Origin of the sequence: Synechocystis sp. PCC 6714 (assembly GCF_000478825.2) — a bacterium.
GTDB lineage: Bacteria > Cyanobacteriota > Cyanobacteriia > Cyanobacteriales > Microcystaceae > Synechocystis.
Genome location: NZ_CP007542.1, coordinates 1578303 through 1593321 on the forward strand (window position 1 = coordinate 1578303; position 15019 = coordinate 1593321).

Annotated in this window: 13 protein-coding genes and 1 tRNA gene; 7 read left to right on the forward strand and 7 right to left on the reverse strand. The window is 47.6% G+C overall.

All coding sequences use genetic code 11. The annotated features are described in order from the left end of the window. Window positions 1–47: 47 nt before the first annotated feature. From D082_RS07060 to rlmN, 4 genes are all read right to left on the reverse strand, one after another. Window positions 48–356, reverse strand: coding sequence for a hypothetical protein (locus tag D082_RS07060; protein ID WP_028948540.1), 309 nt, complete (start codon window positions 354–356; stop codon window positions 48–50). A 41-nt stretch (window positions 357–397) separates the two neighbouring features. Further along, the gene (locus D082_RS07065) at window positions 398–1582 is read right to left on the reverse strand and encodes a M20 family metallopeptidase (RefSeq protein WP_028948541.1); all 1185 of its coding nucleotides are present in this window, start codon (window positions 1580–1582) and stop codon (window positions 398–400) included. Window positions 1583–1686: 104 nt separating this feature from the next. Beyond that, a complete protein-coding gene (locus D082_RS07070; protein WP_028948542.1) occupies window positions 1687–2955 on the reverse strand; it encodes a bifunctional cobalt-precorrin-7 (C(5))-methyltransferase/cobalt-precorrin-6B (C(15))-methyltransferase in 1269 nt (422 codons plus the stop codon). A 71-nt stretch (window positions 2956–3026) separates the two neighbouring features. Then, entirely contained in the window at window positions 3027–4070 is a 1044-nt protein-coding gene (gene rlmN, locus D082_RS07075; RefSeq protein ID WP_028948543.1) for a 23S rRNA (adenine(2503)-C(2))-methyltransferase RlmN, read from the reverse strand. 125 nt (window positions 4071–4195) lie between these two features. On the opposite strand from rlmN, the gene D082_RS07080 reads away from it, so the two are divergent. Continuing rightward, window positions 4196–4267 (forward strand) — tRNA-Gly (locus D082_RS07080). A gap of 35 nt (window positions 4268–4302) precedes the next feature. Here the strand turns inward: D082_RS07080 and D082_RS07085 are convergent. The 3 genes from D082_RS07085 to D082_RS07095 form a co-directional block, all read right to left on the reverse strand. Then, the gene (locus D082_RS07085; protein WP_028948544.1) at window positions 4303–5649 is read right to left on the reverse strand and encodes a CIA30 family protein; all 1347 of its coding nucleotides are present in this window, start codon (window positions 5647–5649) and stop codon (window positions 4303–4305) included. A 501-nt stretch (window positions 5650–6150) separates the two neighbouring features. Continuing rightward, window positions 6151–7449, reverse strand: coding sequence for a phosphopyruvate hydratase (eno, locus tag D082_RS07090; protein ID WP_028948545.1), 1299 nt, complete (start codon window positions 7447–7449; stop codon window positions 6151–6153). A gap of 125 nt (window positions 7450–7574) precedes the next feature. Then, the gene (locus D082_RS07095; protein ID WP_051738927.1) at window positions 7575–8330 is read right to left on the reverse strand and encodes a tetratricopeptide repeat protein; all 756 of its coding nucleotides are present in this window, start codon (window positions 8328–8330) and stop codon (window positions 7575–7577) included. 7 nt (window positions 8331–8337) lie between these two features. Between D082_RS07095 and D082_RS07100 the strand changes: the two genes are divergently transcribed. From D082_RS07100 to lysA, 6 genes are all read left to right on the forward strand, one after another. After that, the gene (locus D082_RS07100) at window positions 8338–9339 is read left to right on the forward strand and encodes a 2-hydroxyacid dehydrogenase (protein ID WP_028948547.1); all 1002 of its coding nucleotides are present in this window, start codon (window positions 8338–8340) and stop codon (window positions 9337–9339) included. A 329-nt stretch (window positions 9340–9668) separates the two neighbouring features. Beyond that, window positions 9669–11423, forward strand: coding sequence for an arginine--tRNA ligase (argS, locus tag D082_RS07105; protein WP_028948548.1), 1755 nt, complete (start codon window positions 9669–9671; stop codon window positions 11421–11423). A gap of 96 nt (window positions 11424–11519) precedes the next feature. Continuing rightward, window positions 11520–11717, forward strand: coding sequence for a hypothetical protein (locus tag D082_RS07110; RefSeq protein ID WP_028948549.1), 198 nt, complete (start codon window positions 11520–11522; stop codon window positions 11715–11717). Window positions 11718–11722: 5 nt separating this feature from the next. Next, window positions 11723–11992 carry a type II toxin-antitoxin system RelE/ParE family toxin gene (locus D082_RS07115; RefSeq protein ID WP_028948550.1) on the forward strand — a complete coding sequence of 90 codons (270 nt, stop codon included), beginning with the start codon at window positions 11723–11725 and terminating at the stop codon, window positions 11990–11992. Beyond that, the gene (locus D082_RS07120; RefSeq protein ID WP_028948551.1) at window positions 11989–13413 is read left to right on the forward strand and encodes a DUF697 domain-containing protein; all 1425 of its coding nucleotides are present in this window, start codon (window positions 11989–11991) and stop codon (window positions 13411–13413) included. The genes D082_RS07115 and D082_RS07120 overlap by 4 nt, the downstream gene beginning before the upstream one ends. Before the next feature lie 185 nt (window positions 13414–13598). Beyond that, window positions 13599–15008: a diaminopimelate decarboxylase gene (gene lysA, locus D082_RS07125; RefSeq protein WP_028948552.1), complete on the forward strand. Its 1410-nt coding sequence runs from the start codon at window positions 13599–13601 to the stop codon at window positions 15006–15008. The last annotated feature ends 11 nt before the right edge of the window (window positions 15009–15019 follow it).

The following is a 15019-nucleotide window of genomic DNA, read 5'->3' on the forward strand; positions in this document are numbered from 1 at the left end:
ATTCTAATCTAATTCTTCTATCTTTACTCTTTCAGATAAATCGCAGTCTACTGTAGAGATTGAAGTTGCGATTTATTGTTGCGAATTAACTCCACTAAACCCGACCAAGTCATAAAGTCTGCTTCATCGTTCAAAATTCCGAGGGAAAATTGTTCATAGAATAGCTCCGATGACATTTGATATTTTCTTTCAAACTCATCTAGTTCAATTCTCAAATTCAAAATCACCCGTTGCATTTCTTGAATCTGGTAATTAATGATGCTTTGAGCAAATCTTTCATTGTCAATACCACTGCTGAGAATGGTCTTAAGCTTTTGCTCCGTATCCGGCTGTAACGAGAGTTTAATGTCCAGCATCGTCCTTTAATTTCTAGGAGTTAATTTAGTATTTTAAATTGTTAAATTGCGATATTCTGCCAATATTGCCAGGCGGCGTAGCTGAGGGTGACAACCCCCGTTAAAATTGCCGTTTCATCTGCTTCAAAGCGGGGATGGTGCAAAGGATGATTCACTTGGCGATCGCCAAAACCGGTGCCTAGGCGAAACATAGCTCCGGGGGCGTGTTCTAGGTACAAAGCAAAATCTTCTGCCCCTAGGGATGGTTCGGGGATAATTTGTAAGGCTTCGTCTCCCCAGGCATCCCGCACGGAATTTTCTAACAATTTATTTAGCTGGGCATCGTTCTGTACTGAAGGCACTCCTCGACGATAATTGACTTCGTACTTAGCACCATAGGTTTGACACACACTGCCTACAATACCTTCAATCCATTGGGGCAGTTGGGCGTGGGTATCGGGGTGGAGCGACCGCACTGTGCCGGCCATGCGGACTTGGTCGGCAATCACATTGGGGGCTCGGCCACCACTAATTTGCCCCAGGGAAAGCACCATGGGCCGCAGGGGATTTTGGGTACGACTAATGGCCTGTTGCAAGGCTGTGATTACTTGGGCCGCAATCCAAATGGCGTCGATCGCCTCGTGGGGCCTAGCGCCGTGCCCCGATTCCCCTTGGATAAAAATTTCCAGATCATCCGCCGCCGCGGTCAACGCACCGTAACGAATGCCTACCTGCTGGGCGGGAATGGAAGGAAAAACATGGACCCCCAAAATATGACTAACCCCCTTCATGGCCCCATCTTGAATCATCCAACTAGCCCCCTGGGCAATTTCCTCCGCCGGTTGAAACAAAAAACGGACATCCCCCGGTAACTTATCGGTCATTTGGGACAGCACCATGGCCGTACCTAAACCCAAAGTGGTGTGAATATCGTGGCCACAGGCGTGCATTACTCCCAGATGGCGAGAAGCAAAGGGGAGATTGACCATTTCCTGGATGGGTAAAGCGTCCATATCGGTGCGGATAGCCAACAGTCGGGAATCGATCCCTTGGCCTGGTAATTGTCCCAGCACCCCCGTTTTACCGATCGCCTCTTCGACGTGGAGGCCACAGGAGGACAGCACCCCCGCCACATAGGCTGCCGTTTGATATTCTTGGCCGCTTAACTCTGGATGGGCATGGAGATGGCGACGGATTTCCACCAGCCGGGGCAGTAGGGTTTGGGCTAAGTTTTTTAGCTCCGCCAGGGTAGCATCGGTTTGTTGGGGGGCAGAGGATAGCAAGGTAGGGAAGGAAAAATGTTAGTGGTGTTTTTTAGTGTAGAGCACAGCCTTGGGGGAAGTTAATCAAGCTAGCCGTTACCCAGGAAGTTCTTGGCCGCAGTAAGTAGGTAAATGGGATTAAGGGGATCAAGCCGGGTCAGTTCAGCGAATTTAACGCTCTGGCTAATTTGCACCTGTTGCAGTTTCACCTGCCATGATTGTTGTTTAAACCAGCCCAGGGCCAAGCCCAAATGTTCCAAACTGGCGATCGCCATCACCACTAAACCATCCTGTCCTAGACGTTCCCCACAGGTCTGCAGAATAGGCATTAATTGCCCACCGTTGCCACCAATGAAAATTCGGTCTGGGGTAGGTAAATCCGCTAAAACCTCCGGGGCTGGGCCGGCCATTAAAGTTACATTTTCCGCCTGGAATCGTTGGCAATTTTGTTCGATTAATTGTTGGCCCGCGCTGGTTTTTTCAATGGCAAAAACTTTTCCCTGGGGACAAAGCCGAGCGGACTCGATCGCCACTGACCCCGTACCGGCCCCAATGTCCCAAATAATGTGTTGGGGTTGCAGAGCTAAGGCGGCCAGAATTTGCACCCGGATCGCCTGTTTGGTAATCATGCCAGGGCGGTCTTTGAAGCTGGCAAAATAATGGTCCGCAATGCCAAAAATGGGTAATTTTTTTAGATCAATGGGGGCATTTTCCAGCTTTTGCTTAACTAGCACAACCACATTGAGGGAAGCAAAATCCGTTGCGGTTAGTGTCGCTAAAGATAGTAAATCAAAGGATTGAATCCGTTCATTTTCCGCCCCTAAATTTTCACAAACCCAAGCTTGGTAAGTTGCGGTTGACCCCAAGGATAAACATAAATCGGCGATCGCCCCCGGATGATTTTGACCATCGGTGAGAACGGCTAATTTTTCTGCCCCTTTTTGCAAAGCTTGCTTAAGCAAATCGTTGGATCGGCCGTGGGCACTGATGATGGTTGCATCTTGCCAAGGAATTTTTAAGCGGTTAAAGGCTAACTGAATGGAACTAACATGGGGATGGAATTTTAATTGTTCCGGGGCAAATTTTTCTAGTAGCAACCGTCCCAACCCAAAGTAAAGGGGATCACCGGAAGCTAAAACGACAATGATTTCCCCTGAATCTAAAGTCTGGTGAATTTGCTTGATTTTATTTAAATCCGCTGAAAAATCCTTAATTACTAAACTTTTTTTGTCATGCTGCGGGAAATAACTTAAATGGCGATCGCCGCCGGCCAATATTTTTGCTTGGTCGATTAATTCCAGCATTGAAGCAGTTAAACCGTTGGCACCATCCAGGCCAATGCCCACTACATGGATCATTTAACCAAAACTCCAGCTAATTTTGGCGACTTTAAATCTCGTTCCCCCAGATTTGGGGACAGGGGAACTCCTCAAACCGTAGCGGTTAATTCTTCCTTACGGGAAGCCCTTAACTGGCCACAGGCCGCATCCGCTTGTACTCCCCGGGAATAACGCACACTGACCGCAATGCGATGGTCACTCAAAACCTGGGCAAACTGATTTATTTGCGCTTCCGTCGGCCGCTGATAATCCACTTCAGAAATGGGATTGTAGGGAATTAAATTGACATGGGTTTGAAAGCCCCGCAACTTTTGGGCCAACTCTTCTGCATGGACTGGTTGGTCATTAACCCCCGCCAACAGAACATACTCAAACGTCACCCGTCGCCCCGTAGTTTCCACATAGGCTCGACAGTCCGCCAACAATTGTTCCAAAGGATAATGCTTTGCACTGGGGATTAACGATTGTCGCAAAGTTTGATTAGGAGCATGGAGACTAACCGCAAACGTCACCTGCAAATGGCGATCGGCTAGTTGGCGAATTTTCCCCGGCAACCCCACTGTGGAAATGGTCAACGCCCGCTGGCCAATGCCCACTACTTGATTAAGACACTCCACCGCCTTCACCACCTGGGGCAAATTTAACAGCGGTTCCCCCATGCCCATGAAAACCACATTGCTCACCCGTTCCTGAAATTCCTCCTGCACCGTCAGCACTTGGTCCACAATTTCATAACTCTGTAAATTACGGATGAAACCCCCCTTCCCCGTGGCACAGAAATTACAATCCATGGCACAGCCCACCTGGGATGAAACACACACAGTCAAACGCTTACTGCTGGGGATACCCACCGTTTCAATGATCAAACCGTCGGCTAAGCGGAGCAGATATTTTCTGGTCTGATCCGGGGCGACCGCACAGTGGTCAATGACCGATCGCCCGATGGGATAATGGACATTTTTTTCCCGCCACACCTTCGGCAAATCCGTCATGGCAGTTAAGGAACGGGCTCCTTTTTGGTACAGCCATTGGTGAATTTGCTTACCCCGATAGGCCGGTTGGCCAGTGGTTTGCACCCAGTCGGTTAATTCCGGCAGGGAAAGGGAAAGCAGGGGAGCAGGGGAAGGGGCCATGGCGATAAGCGAAAAGAAGCATCTACCGCCAGTCTAAGTCAGATTCCCCATCAACTACAAAAAAATTTGCCACGACTGTTGACAGAAAAATCTTTCTTTGGCATATTGATAAAAGTCTGAAATTTGCGGGTATAGCTCAGTGGTAGAGCGCAACCTTGCCAAGGTTGATGTCGCGCGTTCGAATCGCGTTACCCGCTTCGTAAATAAAAGTTGCTCAAACTGGCTAAAAAAACTAGCAGCGGTCAAATTTGAGTTGTCTGAGTAGGAACGGCCAGGCGGTGTTGTTACTACCTCCAGTTGCGCCATTGACCTCAAAGGTTTTGCCCCCAGCTTCCGCCCATTGCAAACTGTCCACGCACAATTTGGCGATCGCCCACCGACTCACTTGGCCCCGGAGATTATCCCCCTGGGCAAATTGCAAGATTTCTGGATTTTCTGACTCCGTTAAGGCGCAGGGCCGAACGATGGTGTAGGTTAAGCCACTACCTCGGATGGCATCTTCCCCCCGTAACTTCCAGGTCAAAATGCCTCCCAATTGTTCATTGAGGCGCACAGCCGGCGGTTCCTCTGCTAAATTGAGCCCCGGGCGACCGGGACGGGTTACCCCTGCGGAACTAACGTGGATAAACTGAGGTGTGAGGGGATTGGCATAGGTTTTGATGGATTCAATTTCCAAGCCAAATATGCCCGGAGAAAAGCTGGGATTTAGCCCACCATCGTACTCAAATTTGCTGTGCATTAACTGCAAAGCTGACACCTGGGCAGGGTTGAATGGGCCTTTTTCTGGCACTGTTTTGGCCCGAAAGACGGGAATTAATTGTCGGAAGGGAATACACACTGTTTGGGGACGATTATTAAATGTGTCGAAGGAGTAACAGTAGCTCAGCCCATCCCATTCGTTTTGACTGCGGATAATGAATTTATAGCGTTTGCCGTCCCCTTGGATGCGGAGTTGGATGCCCTCAGCGGAGGAAAGATCCAAAGCCGGTTCAAAATTTGCCGATCGCACCGAAGCAAAGCCCCCATTATTAGCGGTGGAAACTTCCCCGGTGAATAAAGCCCGATCGCCAGTGAGTCGCCATTGGCTAGCACTAACACCCCCCATCACTCCATCATCAACGGAATACCAAGCTAAACGGGGAGCATCGGTCTGACGAAAATCCATCAGGGTGTTTTCCTTGGGCTGAATATGCTCTTTGACCACCGCCAGTAAGTTTTTGATGCCTTCATACTCCACTTGCTCCGGCACGTCTACCACTTCCGGTAAGTAAAACTTCAGCCCTTGATAATACTTTTCCCGTTCGGGGGTGTCCCCTTCCACTGGTTGAACTTTGGTGCCACTACAACAGATCACCGCCGTTACCCGGCCCATCAACGCTGGAGTCAGACTTTCTTTGATGGTCAAATCACCGCCAAAAAATTCCAGGCGATCGGGCAATGGACCGTCAAACCAGGTTTGAAAAATTTTTTGGGCCCTGGGCACATCCCGCACCAACACCCTCACTTCTTGGCCCCCATCAACGAGCAATTTAACTACCCGTTTACCCACTCCACCAGTGGCTCCCACAACTAAAATCACAGTATTTTTCCTTGGTTAAGAGCAATGTTTCTAATCCAATTGTTGCCCGTCTTCCCATGCTAGGCAAAGGGCTGTGCTTAATTATGGTTTTTGCATCAGTCGGTCTAACCTTTCCTGGACTGCCAATTTAATTGGATATTGAGTAAAAAGAGACTAGTTGACATCCATCCCGTAGCTAAAGCCAGAGGATTCCTAGGAAGCAAACAGATTTAATTGGATAGCTTTTCGGTGGGTTGACACTTCACAGGATGCCGTTACCGAAGTAGTCTGATGCCTTCTTCCATGTCCGTTTATAGTTTTGCTTCATTGGCATTCTCCGTCAGCCTGGAGTATTGACAAAAAAAGGACCCACAGTCCACCACCGGGGGAACCATGGGCATAATCTTAAGGTGTTGAATCGAAAAACCGGAGAATTTTAGGAGTCCAACGGTCAGCATTGCCCAGTATTGATACCCGGTAGGGTCCAAAAACCAGTTTGCCAATGGAGATGGATTTAGATTGCTAGGAATGTTTGGGACCTAGGCCAATTTTGGGGGCATAGACGGCTCGATCGCCAAGTTCATCTTCAATGCGGAGTAAACGATTATATTTAGCAACCCGTTCAGAGCGGCAGAGGGAACCGGTTTTAATTTGTCCTACCCTGGTGGCCACGGCCAAGTCGGCGATCGTGGTATCTTCCGTTTCACCGGAGCGATGGGAAATGACAGAACGGTAACTATGGCGAGTGGCGAGGGAAATGGTTTCCAAAGTTTCGCTCAAAGTACCGATTTGATTGAGTTTAATCAAAATGGCGTTGGCTACCCCCAGGTCAATGGATTTTTGCAGACGCACCGGATTGGTCACCATCAAATCATCCCCCACCAATTGGGTTTGGGTACCAAGGGAAGCTGTTAACGCTTTCCAGCTTTCCCAGTCATCTTCATGCAAACCGTCTTCAATGGAAACAATGGGATATTGGCTCACCAGCTTGGCTTGGTAATCGATGAATTCCTGGGGCGAATGAACGCCACCGTCGTACTCATACTGGCCATTTTTGAAAAATTCACTGGCGGCAATGTCCATGGCTAAGGCAATTTGACTGCCGGGTTTGTAACCAGCTTGTTCGATCGCCTCGATGAGAATATCCAAAGCTTCCTGGTTAGATTTCAAATTGGGGGCATAACCCCCTTCATCCCCCACCCCACCGGAGAGTAGTTTCCGTTCCTTGAGCACTTTACCTAGGACAGCGAACACTTCCGCCCCCCAGCGCAGGGCTTCTTTAAAGGTTTCCGCCCCCACCGGCATAATCATGAATTCCTGAAAATCGACGTTATTGTCCGCATGGGCTCCACCGTTGATCACGTTCATCATTGGTACAGGTAAAACATTGGCCAATGGCCCCCCCAGATAGCGGTAGAGGGGAATGGCTAGCTCAACGGCAGCGGCTTTGGCATTGGCTAGGGAAACCGCGAGAATGGCATTGGCTCCCAATTCTTTTTTGTTGTCCGTGCCGTCCCGGTCAATCATGGCTTGATCCACTGCTAACTGATCGAAGGCATCTAGGCCTTCCACCACCGGAGCAATTTTTTCCATCACGTTACGCACTGCTTTTTCTACCCCTTTCCCGTCGTAGCGTTTGGGGTCACCGTCCCGCAATTCATGGGCTTCAAAACTGCCTGTGGAAGCACCACTGGGCACCTGGGCAATGCCGTGGGCCCCACTTTCCAACCGGACTTCCGCTTCAATGGTGGGGCGACCCCTGGAGTCTAAAATTTCCCGGGCGGCGATTTCTTCAATGGTGGCGGGGACTTTACTTAACATCGGTGTGTAATGCTCCAAACACAGTTGACAGCCCTAATTATAGGGGCATCCCCCTCCCCCTCTTTGGTATTTCTGGGATGGATACTTTGGGGAAAGTTGTGGTGCTCTGACCTGGGCTGGCAAAGTTATAGTCCTAATTCGCCCATTTGATCCAGGGCTTCGAGGTAACCAAGGCGATCGCCACGGTTGAGATAGGCCTGGGCCGCAAACAATAAATCCTGGCGAGAATTGTCCAGTTGCCCTGCCTGGAAATGGGCTAAACCCCTGTTGTAAATGGCATTGATGTAATCCGGTCGGAGTATTAACACCCGGTTATAGTCAGCGATCGCCTGGCCATACTGCTCCAGTTGGAAATAACTATTGGCCCGGTTGTAATAGGCTTTGTAACGGTTGGGGTCATAGGTGATGGCCTGGGTGAAGTCCCGAATTGCTTCTTGGTGTTCCTGCCGTTGGCTATAGAGATTACCCCGGTTGATGTAGGGGGGGATATAGTACCGATCCAGGGCAATACTGCGGCCGTAGTCGGCGATCGCCTGGTCCACATTGCCAAGTCGCTCCCAAGCTAACCCCCGATTATAGTGGGTTTCCGGTGAGTCAGGACTGAGGGCCAACACCGCCGAAAATAATTCCACTGCTTTGGCATAATTACCCGCTTCTCCCGCTTTCACCCCCTGGGCAAAAATGGCCTCCGGTGCCTGGGTCGATTCCAAAACCACTATTTCCTGGGTTACCCCAGGCCGGTCTAAGGCTAAATTGATTCCTAGGGCGATCGCCAAAGCTAAAAGAGTATTGAACAATACAGCCCCAGGAATGATCGAAAAATTTCTTCTAAGATTGGGAAAAATATCCTTAGCTGAATAGCACCGAAAAGTAGTTCCCATAATCGCCATGAAAATCGCTTTCTTTAGTAGTAAAGCCTACGATCGCCAGTTTTTTGAGCGGGCTAACCACCACCATGGGCGGGAAATGCTCTTTTTCGATGCCCAGCTCAACCTCGACACCGCCATTCTAGCGGAGGATTGTCCCGTTGTTTGTCTCTTTGTCAATGACCAAGCCCCGGCCCCAGTGTTGGAAAAATTAGCCGCCCAGGGCACCACCTTAATCGCCCTCCGTAGTGCCGGTTATAACAATGTGGACCTGAAAACAGCGGCGGCTTTGGGTTTAAAAGTGGTCCATGTCCCGTCCTATTCTCCCCATGCGGTGGCGGAACATACGGTGGGATTAATTCTTGCTCTGAACAGAAAGTTATACCGAGCATATAACCGAGTTAGGGACGATAACTTTTCCCTAGAAGGCTTATTAGGGTTTGATCTCCATGGTTCCACCGTGGGCATAATTGGCACGGGAAAAATTGGTTTAGCCTTTGCCAAGATTATGAATGGTTTTGGCTGTCATTTATTGGGCTATGATGCTTTCCCCAATGAAAATTTTACTGCCATTGGCCAGGCTATTTATGTGCCTTTGAATGAACTTTTAGCCCAATCGGATATTATTTCCCTCCACTGTCCCCTATTGCCGGAAACCCACTATTTAATTAATTCCAGTACCATTGCCCGAATGAAGCCAGGGGTGATGTTAATCAACACTAGCCGGGGTCATTTAATTGATACCCAAGCAGTTATTCAGGGCATTAAATCCCATCAAATTGGCTTTTTGGGCATTGATGTTTACGAAGAAGAGGAAGCACTTTTTTTCACTGACCACTCTGATACCATTATTCAAGATGATACGTTTCAGTTGCTGCAGTCTTTTCCTAATGTTATGATCACTGCCCACCAGGGATTTTTTACCCATAATGCCCTGGAGACCATCGCCGAAACTACGTTGGCAAATATCGCTGAGTTTGAGCAAAATCAACCTTTAACCTATGAAGTTATCTGTCCTCATTAGAATTGTAACTACCTTTTTAACTTCCCAAGGCAAATTTGTGAGCGTTGGACTGGACTGAATTTTACACTAGTGCTAGACAAATTTGAGAAACTTGCTTGAAGGATTTAATTTAAGAAGGAAAAAGTTGATATTTTTACATTCTCTCAACTAGATAAAAAAGAAGGATTTTTGATATTGTGGAACAAGAAATACCTTTTAAAGTTGAAAGTGACGCAGGACAGATATTAATCTATAATAACAACAGCTAACGGAAGACCGGTCACAAAAACCTATGATCTGGTGGCCATGCCGTTCGCCTTCAATGTACATCTCCCCCAGCTTTATTGTCCATGGCATCAATTCTGACCCAACTTAATGATCGCTTTGCCCAAGCTTTGAAGGGTCAGTTTGCACCGGAAATCTCCCTACCAACCCCTTTGGTGGTGACTGCTTCCAACCCCAAATTTGGCGATTTTCAATGTAACATTGCCCTGCCCTTGGCCAAACAATTGAGTCAACAGCCCATGGCGATCGCCATGGAGATTGTAGATAAAGTTGATTTAACTGGGATATGTGCACCGCCTACCATTGCTGGCCCCGGTTTTATTAATCTCCACCTACTTCCTGATTATTTGTCGGAGCAATTAATTAAATTGCAACAGGATGAACAGTTGGGGGTGCCCCAGGTTCAAACCCAAGGGCGGGTAGTGGTGGATTTCTCTAGCCCTAATATTGCCAAAGAAATGCATGTGGGTCATCTCCGCTCCACCATTATTGGTGACTGTTTAGCCAGGGTATTAGAATTCCGTGGCTATGATGTTCTCCGCCTCAACCATGTGGGGGATTGGGGCACCCAGTTTGGTATGTTAATTACCTATTTAAAAGAGGTTTATCCAGAAGCGTTGGTGACCGCTGATGCCTTAGATATTGGCGATTTGGTTACTTTCTATAAGCAAGCTAAACAGCGCTTTGATCAAGATGATCAGTTTCGGGAAACTTCTCGTCAGGCGGTGGTAAGTCTCCAGGCTGGAGAAGAAGAAAGTATTAAGGCTTGGCAACTGCTTTGTGAACAATCCCGGCGAGAGTTTCAACAGATTTATGATTGGTTAGATATTGCTATTGAGGAGAGGGGAGAATCTTTTTATAATTCCTTTTTGCCTGGAGTAGTGACCCTATTGCAAGAAAAAGGTTTGCTAGTGGAAGACAATGGGGCCCAGTGTGTTTTCCTTGATGGCTTTACCAATAAAGACGGCGATCGCCTGCCATTAATTGTGCAAAAATCCGATGGAGGTTATAACTATGCCACCACTGATTTAGCAGCTTTGAATTATCGCTTAAACACCGATGGTGCGGAGAAAATTATTTATGTTACTGATGCGGGACAAGCTAATCATTTTGCTCAATTTTTCCAAGTAGCCAAAAAGGCCGGTATCCTCACCGATCCAAGTCAAGTGGTCCATGTGCCGTTTGGTTTGGTGAAAGGAGAAGATGGAAAAAAACTGAAAACTAGGGCTGGGGACACCATTCGTTTAAAGGATCTGTTGAAGGAAGCAGTGGCCAGGGCAAGGCAAGACCTCGAAACCCGTCTAACAGCGGAGGAACGTCAAGAAACATTTGAATTTAAGGAAGAAGTGGCCCAAAGGGTTGGTATTGGAGCGGTGAAATATGCCGACCTTAGCCAAAATCGCACCAGTGACTATGTTTTTAGTTTTGATAAAATGCTAGCTCTCCAAGGCAATACGGCCCCCTATATGCTCTACGCCTACGCCCGTATTCAAAGTATTAGCCGGGAAGGGAACATTGATTTTGCCCAGATGGACAGCGGTGAAATTATGTTAACCGAACCAACGGAGTTAGTTTTAGCTAAAAGCCTTTTACAATTTGCCGACGTAATTGAAACGGTAGAAACCAGTTTATTGCCCAATCGTCTTTGTGATTATCTTTATGAACTGAGTAAGGTTTTTAACCGCTTTTATGAAAATTGCCCCGTATTAAAAGCAGGTGAACCCCAACGTAGCTCCCGTTTATTGCTCTGTGATCTCACTGCCAGAACTTTAAAACTAGGTCTGTCTTTATTGGGCATTCCAGTTTTAGATAGGATGTAAATATAAGCAAATATGATTCGCATTTATTTCCCACGATAATTTTGTTAGAATGAATTGTGTAGGTAAAAATATTTTAATCATTTTGGCTTAATAATTATGAATATCAATTATCCTTTTGCCCAAGAATTAATTAAAGACTCCCAAGGAAAGATTGAAAAAGTTGTAATTGATTTTGATGATTATCAAAAAATACTGGAAAACTTTGAAGATAATCAATTGCTAGCTTTAATGAATAAAGTTAAAGATGAAATTCCTTTAAGCCATTCTGAGGCTTTAGAAGCATTAGAACATTAATTTTGATGGATGTTCAGTATTTACCCAGTTTTATCAAAGACTTAAAAAAGCTAAAAAGTTCTCCCCAATATGAACTAATTAAAAGCTTGGTCTTGGAAAAAATCCCTCAGCTTGAGCAAATTCAGGGTATTTCTAATGTCAAAAAACTCAAAGGAGAAGAAAATGCTTATCCAATACGCCTAGGTGACTACAGAATTGGCTTTTATATTCAAAGTGAAACTATCGTTTTGGCAAGGGTTGTCCATCGTCGGGAATTTTATCTTTACTTTCCATGAATAATAATTCTTTGACTGATTTAGACCAAACCTTAGATGTTATTGGGGCCATTCAAGAAGATTTAAACTATCAACAAGCTCAAGCTAGTTTGACAGCGATCGTTGAGCAAATTGATCTCAATACCAATGAAAAACAGGGATTAGAGCAGGAAATTAACCATCTCTGTGCCATGCTAGAAAATTTGAATCAAGGGGTGGTGCAAATTGCAGCCTTTGGTTTAGTTGGTCGTGGCAAATCATCCCTTCTTAATGCTCTGCTGGGCGAAGAGGTTTTTACCACCGGGCCAGTCCATGGCATTACCCAAACCCAACAATCAGCTCCTTGGCAATTAACCCAAGCCGACGGATTATCTACAGTTACTATTGCTGGCTGGGGCAACGTCCAACTGCAATTAATCGATACACCAGGCATTGATGAAGTGAAAGGACAGGAGCGGGAACAATTGGCGATCGCCGTGGCGCAACAGGTAGATTTAATTTTATTTGTTATTGCGGGGGACCTGTCCCAGGTGGAGTTCCAAGCTTTATCCCAACTGCGGGCGGTGGGTAAACCGATGGTGTTGGTATTTAATAAAATTGACCAGTATCCGGCGGTTGATCGTCAATTAATTTATGAAAAAATCCGTGATGAACGGGTTAGAGAGTTACTATCTCCAGAAGAAATTGTTTTAGTCTCCGCCAGTCCTTTAATCACAGAGCTAAGACCAAACTCTGAAGGAAAATTACAACGGTATCAATATCGGGGAAGGGCTGATGTTGATGATTTACGCCTAAAAATTGTGGATGTACTCCAACGGGAGGGGAAATCTTTAGTTGCCCTTAATACCTTGCTTTGCGCGGACAATTTAAACGATAAATTAGTGCAACAGAAAATGCGTTTACGGGATGCCGAAGCTAATAGCGTGATTCAAAAAGCAGTGCTGGTGAAGGCAGCGGCCATTGCCCTCAATCCTGTAACGGTGTTGGACCTGTTCAGTGGTGCGGTGGTGGATGTGGCCCTGATTATTTCCCTCTCCAAACTGTATGGTTTACCCATGACCCAAACGGCGGCGATCGCCTTGTTACAGAAAATTGGCGTGAGTATGGGGGGGATCACCGCCAGCGAATTTTTAGCGGGATTGGGTCTAAGTTCCCTCAAGGGCCTACTGGGTTTAACAGTGCCCTTAACCGGCGGTTTGGCCCTGGCTCCCTACATTTCTGTGGCCCTTACCCAAGCTAGCGTGGCTGGAGTTTCTACTTTGGCGATCGGCCAAGTGACCAAAACCTATCTGGCCAACGGCGCTGCCTGGGGTGAAAATGGTCCCCGCACTGTGGTCCGGGATATTCTTAACTCTTTGGATCACAATTCCATCATGGCCCGTATTAAACAGGAACTCCAAGGAAAATTAACCCCCGAAAATATTGTCTCTTCCTCACCATAGCCGTAGTCAGAGAAGGAAAACGGAGAAAATAATCACCCCGAACCTTGATAGACTGGGGTGTTAGGAGGGTTATGAATGCTTTTAGGGTTTTGCTTTGCCCGCGGTTGTTGTTGCTTCACAATCCAACTGCCTGACTAAAAACTTTAGTTCTAACATTTTCATTTTCACCACAATTTCCCCTGCGTATGATTTCCACTGAAATGTCTCGCCCTGCCACCGGAAGCACATTGATCAAAACCCCGGCTTCCTCCTCCCCCAACCAGAATCTTTTGCCTTTGACCGCCGTGGTAAATGATAGTGGCGAACTAGAAATTGGCGGTTGCAGTGTGCCAGCCCTAGTGGAACAGTTTGGTTCTCCCCTCTACATTTTGGATGAAACGACTCTGCGACAAGCGGCCCAGCAATATCGTCAATCTTTCCGAACCCATTACCCCGGCCCTAGCCAGGTCATCTATGCCTCCAAAGCCTGGAGTTGTTTGGCCGTAGTGGCGATCGCCGCCCAGGAAGGGTTAGGATTTGACGTGGTATCCGGCGGAGAATTATTCACCACGGTGGAAGCCCTTAAGCAATTGGGGTGGAATGACTCTGATATTGCCGACAAAATTTATTTCCATGGCAATAATAAATCGGTGCAGGAACTCCAAGAGGCGATCGCCGTTAATTGCACCATCATTGTGGATAACTGGCTGGAACTGCAAACCTTGACCAAATTGGCCGCCAATTCAGGGGCGCCAGTACGGATCATGTTGCGCCTCACCCCCGGCATCGAATGCCATACCCATGAGTACATTAAAACGGGTCACCTGGACAGTAAATTTGGCTTCGACCCCAATCAACTAGAAGCGGTTTTCACCTACATAGCCCAACAGCCCCAACTCCATTGTCTGGGGCTCCATGCCCACATCGGCTCCCAAATTTTTGAGCGGCAACCCCACCAGGATTTAGGAGAGGTATTGGTACAATGGTTCGGCAAAGGTTTGACCTATGGCTTGCCCTTGACGGAACTGAATATTGGCGGTGGCTTGGGCATTTGCTACACCGAAAGTGACGATCCCCCCAGCATTGAAGAATGGGCTAAAGCAGCGGCACTCTCTGTGGCCAAAGCCTGTGATAGTCACAATCTGCCCTATCCGAAATTAATTGCTGAGCCGGGACGCTCCCTAGTGGGTTCCGCCTGCGTAACCGCCTATCGAGTGGGGGGGCGCAAAGTGGTGCCGGATATCCGCACCTATATTGCCGTTGATGGCGGTATGTCCGACAATCCCCGTCCCATTACCTACCAGTCGGTGTATCGGGTCGCCCTAGCCAACCGCATGAACGACCAATTAACTGAAACTGTCACCGTTGCTGGGAAACATTGTGAGTCCGGCGATATTCTCGTTAGGGATGTGGCCCTGCCCGCCGTAGAGCCAGGGGATGTGCTAGTAGTTGCCGCCACCGGTGCCTACAACTACAGTATGGCCTCTAACTACAATCGCCTAGGTCGCCCCGCCGCCGTACTTGTCCACCAAGGGCAAGCAAACTTGATTCTGCAACGGGAAACCTACACTGACTTGCTACGCCAGGATTGTCTGCCCAGCCGATTACTGTCCTAAAACTCCATCTT

Coding starts and splice junctions, on each gene's coding strand:
- D082_RS07060 (WP_028948540.1), bottom strand. CDS start 356: ATGCTGGACATTAAACTCTCGTTACAGCCGGATACGGAGCAAAAGCTT.
- D082_RS07070 (WP_028948542.1), bottom strand. CDS start 2,955: ATGATCCATGTAGTGGGCATTGGCCTGGATGGTGCCAACGGTTTAACT.
- rlmN (WP_028948543.1), bottom strand. CDS start 4,070: ATGGCCCCTTCCCCTGCTCCCCTGCTTTCCCTTTCCCTGCCGGAATTA.
- eno (WP_028948545.1), bottom strand. CDS start 7,449: ATGTTAAGTAAAGTCCCCGCCACCATTGAAGAAATCGCCGCCCGGGAA.
- D082_RS07095 (WP_051738927.1), bottom strand. CDS start 8,330: ATGGGAACTACTTTTCGGTGCTATTCAGCTAAGGATATTTTTCCCAAT.
- D082_RS07100 (WP_028948547.1), top strand. CDS start 8,338: ATGAAAATCGCTTTCTTTAGTAGTAAAGCCTACGATCGCCAGTTTTTT.
- argS (WP_028948548.1), top strand. CDS start 9,669: ATGGCATCAATTCTGACCCAACTTAATGATCGCTTTGCCCAAGCTTTG.
- D082_RS07110 (WP_028948549.1), top strand. CDS start 11,520: ATGAATATCAATTATCCTTTTGCCCAAGAATTAATTAAAGACTCCCAA.
- D082_RS07115 (WP_028948550.1), top strand. CDS start 11,723: ATGGATGTTCAGTATTTACCCAGTTTTATCAAAGACTTAAAAAAGCTA.
- D082_RS07120 (WP_028948551.1), top strand. CDS start 11,989: ATGAATAATAATTCTTTGACTGATTTAGACCAAACCTTAGATGTTATT.
- lysA (WP_028948552.1), top strand. CDS start 13,599: ATGATTTCCACTGAAATGTCTCGCCCTGCCACCGGAAGCACATTGATC.